This is a genomic window from Lentzea jiangxiensis (assembly GCF_900104175.1).
GTDB classification, from domain to species: domain Bacteria; phylum Actinomycetota; class Actinomycetes; order Mycobacteriales; family Pseudonocardiaceae; genus Lentzea; species Lentzea jiangxiensis.
In genome coordinates, this window is sequence record NZ_FNIX01000021.1 from 122005 (window position 1) to 128656 (window position 6652).

The 6652-nt window shown below is 69.3% G+C and carries 8 protein-coding genes; 2 read left to right on the forward strand and 6 right to left on the reverse strand.

The window, feature by feature from the left end:
• Nucleotides 1-43: 43 nt before the first annotated feature.
• On the forward strand, nucleotides 44-1360 hold the full coding sequence (locus BLQ91_RS34415; protein ID WP_245734068.1) for an amino acid permease: 1317 nt from the start codon (nucleotides 44-46) through the stop codon (nucleotides 1358-1360).
• Nucleotides 1361-1363: 3 nt separating this feature from the next.
• On the opposite strand, the gene BLQ91_RS34420 is transcribed toward BLQ91_RS34415, so the two are convergent.
• From BLQ91_RS34420 to BLQ91_RS34440, 5 genes are all read right to left on the reverse strand, one after another.
• Nucleotides 1364-2527 carry a glycoside hydrolase family 27 protein gene (locus BLQ91_RS34420; protein WP_245734070.1) on the reverse strand — a complete coding sequence of 388 codons (1164 nt, stop codon included), beginning with the start codon at nucleotides 2525-2527 and terminating at the stop codon, nucleotides 1364-1366.
• 29 nt (nucleotides 2528-2556) lie between these two features.
• Nucleotides 2557-3084 (reverse strand): NlpC/P60 family protein, encoded by a 528-nt coding sequence (locus BLQ91_RS34425; RefSeq protein WP_143022959.1) that lies wholly within the window; start codon nucleotides 3082-3084, stop codon nucleotides 2557-2559.
• Between the two features lie 190 nt (nucleotides 3085-3274).
• Nucleotides 3275-3532 carry a helix-turn-helix domain-containing protein gene (locus BLQ91_RS34430; RefSeq protein WP_090103836.1) on the reverse strand — a complete coding sequence of 86 codons (258 nt, stop codon included), beginning with the start codon at nucleotides 3530-3532 and terminating at the stop codon, nucleotides 3275-3277.
• Nucleotides 3533-3798: 266 nt separating this feature from the next.
• Nucleotides 3799-4428: a UdgX family uracil-DNA binding protein gene (locus BLQ91_RS34435; protein ID WP_090103838.1), complete on the reverse strand. Its 630-nt coding sequence runs from the start codon at nucleotides 4426-4428 to the stop codon at nucleotides 3799-3801.
• Entirely contained in the window at nucleotides 4406-4585 is a 180-nt protein-coding gene (locus tag BLQ91_RS34440; protein WP_090103840.1) for a CsbD family protein, read from the reverse strand. Before BLQ91_RS34440 ends, BLQ91_RS34435 begins: the two co-directional genes overlap by 23 nt.
• Before the next feature lie 217 nt (nucleotides 4586-4802).
• Here BLQ91_RS34440 and BLQ91_RS34445 point away from each other — a divergent pair, with 217 nt between their 5' ends.
• Nucleotides 4803-5147, forward strand: a complete 345-nt coding sequence (locus BLQ91_RS34445) for an ANTAR domain-containing protein (protein ID WP_245734072.1) — start codon at nucleotides 4803-4805, stop codon at nucleotides 5145-5147.
• Here the strand turns inward: BLQ91_RS34445 and treZ are convergent.
• Nucleotides 5066-6652, reverse strand: a 1587-nt coding sequence (gene treZ, locus BLQ91_RS34450; protein ID WP_090103884.1) for a malto-oligosyltrehalose trehalohydrolase, incomplete at its 5' end; no start/stop codon positions are given. The genes BLQ91_RS34445 and treZ overlap by 82 nt on opposite strands.

The window sequence follows — 6652 nt, forward strand, 5'->3', positions numbered from 1 at the left end:
ACTATCGGCCCGCCATCGGCACACTCGAACGGGGCTGGAGAGAGTGACTCACCTGCGGGAACGGCACGTCACCATGATCGCGCTGGGAGGGGTGATCGGGGCGGGCCTGTTCGTCGGGACGGGCGCCGGCATCGCGCTCGCCGGACCGGCGGTGCTCCTGTCGTTCGGACTGGCGGGAGTTCTCGCGCTGCTCGTGATGCGCATGCTCGCGGAAATGGCCGCGGAACACCCGAGCGGCGGCGCGTTCTCGGTGCACGCGGAAAAGGCGATCGGCCCGTGGGCGGGCTTCACGGTCGGCTGGACCTACTGGGCGACGGTCGGCGTCGTGCTCGCCGTCGAGGCGACCGGAGCCGCCGGGATCGCGGCGGGCTGGGTCCCCGCGGTGCCGCAGTGGGTGTGGGTGCTGCTCTTCATGACGGTGCTCACGGCCGTGAACCTGGGCAACGTCCGCAACTTCGGCGAGTTCGAGTTCTGGTTCGCGGGCCTCAAGGTCGCCGCGATCGTCGTCTTCCTCGTCCTCGGCGTCGCGGCCATCGCGGGACTCGTCCCCGGCGTCGACTCCCCCGGCGCCGGCAACCTCGCCGACTTCCTGCCGCACGGCTGGGCGGGCGTCGTCGCCGGTTTCATGGCGGTCGTGTTCGCGTTCGGCGGCCTGGAGGTCGTCACGATCGCCGCGGCCGACGCCGAAGACCCGCGGCACGCCGTCAAGAAGGCCGTCCGCACCTCGATGACGCGGCTGCTCGTCTTCTACCTGGGCTCGATGGCCGTCGTCGTCACACTGTTGCCGTGGAACGACTCCGAGGTCGGCGCCAGCCCGTACGTGGCGGTGCTCGGCAAGCTCGGCATCCCGGCGGCCGGGCAGATCATGAACGCCGTCATCTTCGTGGCGCTGCTCAGCGCGATCAACGCCACCCTGTACGGCGCCGCGCGCATGCTCAGCTCGCTGGCCGAACGCGGCGAAGCGCCGAAAGCACTGCTGGGCAAGGAGAACAGCGTCCCGCGCAAGGCCGTGCTGGCGTCGACGGCGTTCGGCTTCTTCTCCGTGCTGCTGAACTACCTGTGGCCGGACACGGTCTTCCTGCTCCTGCTCAACGCCGTCGGTTCGGCACTGCTGGTCGTCTGGGGCTTCGTCGCCGTGTCGCAGATCCGGATGCGCCGCACGATCGCCGAGCCGGCGGTGCCGATGTGGGGCTACCCGTACCTGTCCTGGCTGGCGCTGGCCGGGATCGTCGCGGTGGTGGTGCTGATGCTGAGCGACGACCGGGCACGCGGCCAGATCCTGTCGACGGGAGCGCTCGTCGCCGTCATCGCGGCGGTCGCGGTCGCCAGGTCGGCGGTGCGCCGCCGAGCCCGGACATAGGGCCTAGGCCGCCTTCACGCGGAAGATCGCGGTGCCGTGCGGCGGCACGGCGGCCGAGATCGCGCCGCTCGACTGCGCGTCCTTCCCCTCCCACAGGTCCCGCACGGTGTAGCCCGCACTCGGTGGCAACCCCGCCTCCTGTGCCGTCGTGGAGATCGTGGCGGTCGCCTCGGACTCGTTGAACAGCGCCACCGCCCTGTCCCCGCCGGACAGCGCCTTGACGAAGACCCAGTGCCCGTTCTGCTGCCGCACCGCGGTGGCCTGGACGCCCAGGCGGTCCTGGTTGACGTCGATGATCTCCTTGTTCAGCAGGACGTCGAGGTGCTCCTGCGAGATCTTGCGCAGGTCGGCGCCGATCAGCAGCGGCGCCGCCATGACCGCCCAGAGCGCGAACTGGCTCCGGTACTCGGTCTTGGTCTGCCCGCCGTTGCCGACCTCCAGCATGTCGGGGTCGTTCCAATGCCCCGGCCCGGCGTGGGCGTGCAACGGCGCGTTCTCCTTGACGATCTCGACGGTCCTCGCCCAGGTGTCGACGATGTCGCCGGTGGTCCGCCACAGGTGCCCGACGCCCTTGCCCCACTCCCACGGCTTGTTCTGGCCCCACTCGCAGATCGAGTGGACGATCGGGCGGCCGGTCTTCTTCAGGGCGTCGCGCATCCTCGTGTACCGCTCCAGAGCGGGACGGCCGGTGTGGTGGCAGTTGTCGTACTTGAGGTAGTCGACGCCCCAGTCGGCGAACGTCTGCGCGTCGACCTCCTCGTGGTCCAGCGACCCCGGCATCGTTCCCGTGCACGTCAGCGTGCCGGCGCTGGAGTAGATGCCGAACTTGAGGCCCCGCGCGTGGACGTGGTCGGCGAGCGCCTTCATGCCGCTGGGGAACCGCACGGGGTGGTGGCGCAGGCGGCCGGTGGCGGGGTCGCGCGTGGCGTCGGCCCAGCAGTCGTCGACGTTGACGTACCGGTAGCCGACGTCCTTGAGCTTCTTGGCGACGAAGATGTCCGCGATGTCGCGGATCATCTGCTCGTTGATGTCGCAGCCCGTGGAGTTCCAGTTGTTGAACCCCATCGGCGGCGTCGGCGCCAGCGCGGGGTCGGCGGCGGAGGCGGGCGCGGCGGGGGCGGCCAGGAACGCTCCGACGAGCGCGAGAGTGGTGAGCAGCGAGCGCACTTCAGCTCCCAGGGGGTCGGTGGGCGGGGTCAGCCCACGACGTTCTTCAGCCGCACCGGCCGGTACTTGCTGTTCGGCTCCAGGCCGTAGGTGAGCGGGCGGTGGTCGGTGCCGACACCACCGCGCTGCTCGAAGGCCAGGTACTCCGACCTGTCGGGCTTGGTCCACCGCTCGAAGATCACGACGTGCCGGAAGTCCTCGCCGGGCTCGTCCACGGGGTCGACGAACAGGTCACCGGGCAGCATGTCGGCGACCGCGACCGGCGTCGTGAACCTGCCGGTGGCGAGGAGTTCGGTGTTCGGTCCGCCGCGGGGGTCTTCATTGCCCAGTTCCGCGGCCATCGAGACGAAACCCGAGCAGTCCTGCCGATAACCGTCAGTCCAGTACTTCTCCATGCTGTACGGCACACGGTCGCCGTTGTTCGCGGTCAGCCAGGTCGCGGCACGCGACAGGAGTTCGGCCCTGGTGACCTGCTCCACCTGCACCGAGGCCGCCGTGGGCACGCCGACGAGTGCGAACGCCAGGAATGCGGCGACCACCGCTGAAATGAGTTTCATCATTCCACCCGTTCCGCGAAGAGCCTATTTCGGACTTCACGGGAACACGGGGTGGAAAAGAAGTCAAAAGTTTGTTCGGGCGAGCGCGGGGTAGTAGGCGGTCCGGTTCCGCCGGCGAATCCACACGACAGTGGGAACCGCTGTAGCACCGTCGCGGCCGGATTCGGGCTCTTGAACGCCTCGTCCGCGCCTAGGCCGACCGGCTCTGCGGTGCCAGCAGCTCGTTGATCGTGTCGAGCGAGATGCCCAGCGCACCCGCGAGGGCGGCGATGGTGAAGAACGACGGGGTGGGCGCGCGGCCCGTCTCGATCTTGCGCACGGTCTCCGCGGACAACCCGGCGCGCGCCGCGATCTCGACCATGCTCTCCTCGCCGCGGGCGTCCCTCAGCAACTGACCGAGCCGCCTGCCGCGCTCCCGTTCCAGCGACGTCAGTGGGATGCGCACCATGCCTGCGGATTCTACGCGAACCGGGCGCGGTGGGTGACGTGAGAAAAGTCCGTTGCGAAGCCCGCCGATCGCGACATAGGTTCGAAGTACACAAGAGAGGAGGTGGTCCGAAGTTGTATAGCTACAGGACTCGTGAGGTGGCTGTCCGCTAGGACCGCCTTTGGTGTCGCCTAGTCGTAAACCAAGGCAGTCACCCGGCCCCCGGACTTCGAGCGCTGGTCCCGCTCGGCCTGCTCGCGCAGGAGTCGTCCGGGGGTTGTCCCGTTTCAGGACTCCTTCAGCACCACCAGATCGGCCACGAACTTCTCGTAGGCCTCGGTGAAGTTCTCCGCTCGCACCACCGAGGACGGGTGCACCGTCACCCCGACGCGCAGGCCGTCGTGCTCCTGCACCTCACCGCGGTGCTCGGTGAGCTTGAACGACGGTCCCAGCAGGGCCTTCGCCGCCACCGCCCCCAGAGCGATGATCAGCTTCGGCCGCACGACCCTGATTTCCTCGCGCAGCCACGGGAAGCACGCCACGACCTCGCCCCGCCGAGGTGTCTCGTGGATCCGGCGCTTGCCCCGCGCGGTGAAGCGGAAGTGCTTGACCGCGTTGGTGAGGTAGGTCTTGTCGCGCTCGATCCCCGCGTCCGCGAGGGCCTTGTCGAGCAACCGCCCGGCGGGCCCGACGAACACGTGGCCCTCGGTGTCCTCCCGATCACCGGGGCACTCCCCCACGAGCATCAGCCGCGCCGGCACCGGTCCCTCGCCGAACACGGTCTGCGTGGCGTCCTGGTAGAGCTCGCACCCCCGGCACCCGGTCGAGGCAGCACGCAGCGCCGCCCAGTCCTTCCCCTCGGGGACGAACTGGGCGGCGCCGGCGTTCTTGGTCCTACTTACCGGACTTGAAGGCATCCTTGACCTTCTCGCCCGCCTGCTTGAGAGAGCCCTTGGCGCGCTCGGCGCGGCCCTCGGCCTGCCACTGCTCGTTGCCCGTGGCGTCGCCGACTGCCTCCTTGGCGCGGCCCTTGAGCTCCTCGGCCTTGTTGCTGAACTTCTCGTCGGCACCCATGGATCAGGCTCCTTCGTTGGCGGTCAGCTACATCGATCGGTTACCCGGCGAGCACGGTCTGAAACAGTTGATAAGGTGATCACTCGCGGTTGAGAACCCAGCCGCAAGCCGATGTGACGGCTTGCCCTGGGTGCGCCCGCCCTTCGCACTGCGCTCCAGAGCAGTCGTCGTCACACCGGCATGCCGCTGTGACATGACGACGCGAAAGGAGAAGGCGGTGTCGTCCGCGAGAATCACCGCCCTCGAGGCCGAGGTGGCCGGGCTGCGCAAAGCTCTGGTGTCCCGGACAGTCATCGGGCAGGCCACTGGCCTGATCGCCGCACGCAAGCCCTGCACACCCCAGCAGGCGTTCCAGCTGCTGGTGCACATCTCCCAGCACCACAACATCAAGCTGCACGTCGCCGCCGACCGGTTGGTGGCGGCGTTCGTGCACGCGCAGCTCGGCCGGACCGTCAAGGTGGCCGACCAGATGCTGTGGGATCACGTCGACGCGACCACCGCGAACGACTCCGGTGACAGCGACGAGGGGTTCGCCGAGGAGGTCAGCAGCACGTCTCCCTGAGGCAGCGAGACGGGGGTCGTGCCGAGGTTGACCACCACGCGGGTAGTGCCGCGGTGCAGCACCAGGCACTCCCCGTCCTGCTCGACCACGAACCTGTCCAACCGCGGATCGGCCAGCTCCGGGCGGGAGCGGCGCAACGCGATCAGCGCGCGGTAGGTCTCGAACACCTCCGCGTGACCACTTTCACGCAGCTCGTCCCAGCGCAGCCGCGAGTTCTCGACCGTCTGCGGCGACATCGGGTCCGGGACGTCCGACTCCCCCCACCCGTGCCGCGAGAACTCACGCCGGCGGCCCGTCCTGACCGCCTCCGCGAGACCCTCGTCCGGGAAGGACGCGAAGAACTGCCAGGGCGTGGACGCCGCCCACTCCTCCCCCATGAAGATCATGGGCGTGTAGGGCGAACACAGCACGATCGCCGCCGCGCACAACAACTTCGACGTCGGTACGGTCGCCGTCAGGCGGTCGCCCGCGGCGCGGTTGCCGATCTGGTCGTGGTTCTGCGTGTACGCGAGGAACCGGTGACCGGGGATCAGTGCGGTGTCGACGGGTTTGCCGTGGCGCCTTCCCCGGAACGACGACCAGGTGCCGGCGTGGAAGAACACCTCCTCCAGCGTGGACTTCAACGCTCCCGGCGCGGCGAAGTCCTCGTAGTAGCCGAAGGTCTCGCCCGTCAGCGCCACGTGCAGGCAGTGGTGCAGGTCGTCCGACCACTGCGCGTGCAGTCCGTACCCACCGCCTTCCCGGGCGGTCACGAGCTTCGCGTCGTTGAGGTCGGACTCCGCGATCAGGGTGAGCGGCCGGCCCACCGACGCGGACAGCGCGTCCACCGCGACGGCCATCTCCTCGAGGACGTGCACCGCGCGTGAGTCCGCCAGGGCGTGCACGGCGTCCAGGCGCAGGCCGTCGACGTGGAAGTCGCGCAGCCACTGCACTGCGTTGTCGATCACGTACCGGCGCACCTCGTCGGAACCCGGCCCGTCGAGGTTGAGGCCGGGACCCCAGTCGTTGCGGCCGGCGAAGTACGGCCCGAACTTGTCGAGGTACGCGCCGGACGGCCCGAGGTGGTTGTAGACGACGTCGAGCAGCACGGCGAGGCCCCGGGCGTGGCAGGCGTCGACGAACCGCTTGAACCCGTCCGGCCCGCCGTAGGGCTCGTGCACGGCACCCCACAGGACGCCGTCGTAGCCCCAGCCCTCCACACCGTCGAAGCTGTTGACCGGCATGACCTCGACGAACGTGACGCCGAGCTCGACCAGGTGGTCGAGCTTGCCGATGGCCGCGCCGAACGTGCCCTCGGGCGTGAACGTGCCGATGTGGAGCTCGTAGATCACCCCGCCCGGCAACGCCCTGCCCGTCCACGCCGCGTCGGTCCACTCGAAGTCGTGCGCGTAGACGCGCGAGGCCTCGTGCACGCCGTTCGGCTGCCACAGCGACCGGGGGTCCGGGTACGCCTCGCCCTCGATGACGAACGCGTAGTCCGTGCCCACCGGCGACTTGGCCTCGGA

What these genes read in the sequence shown, in the direction of transcription:
- BLQ91_RS34425 (WP_143022959.1), bottom strand. Translation starts at nt 3,084, where the DNA reads ATGAAACTCATTTCAGCGGTGGTCGCCGCATTCCTGGCGTTCGCACTC.
- BLQ91_RS34430 (WP_090103836.1), bottom strand. Translation starts at nt 3,532, where the DNA reads ATGGTGCGCATCCCACTGACGTCGCTGGAACGGGAGCGCGGCAGGCGG.
- BLQ91_RS34435 (WP_090103838.1), bottom strand. Translation starts at nt 4,428, where the DNA reads ATGCCTTCAAGTCCGGTAAGTAGGACCAAGAACGCCGGCGCCGCCCAG.
- BLQ91_RS34440 (WP_090103840.1), bottom strand. Translation starts at nt 4,585, where the DNA reads ATGGGTGCCGACGAGAAGTTCAGCAACAAGGCCGAGGAGCTCAAGGGC.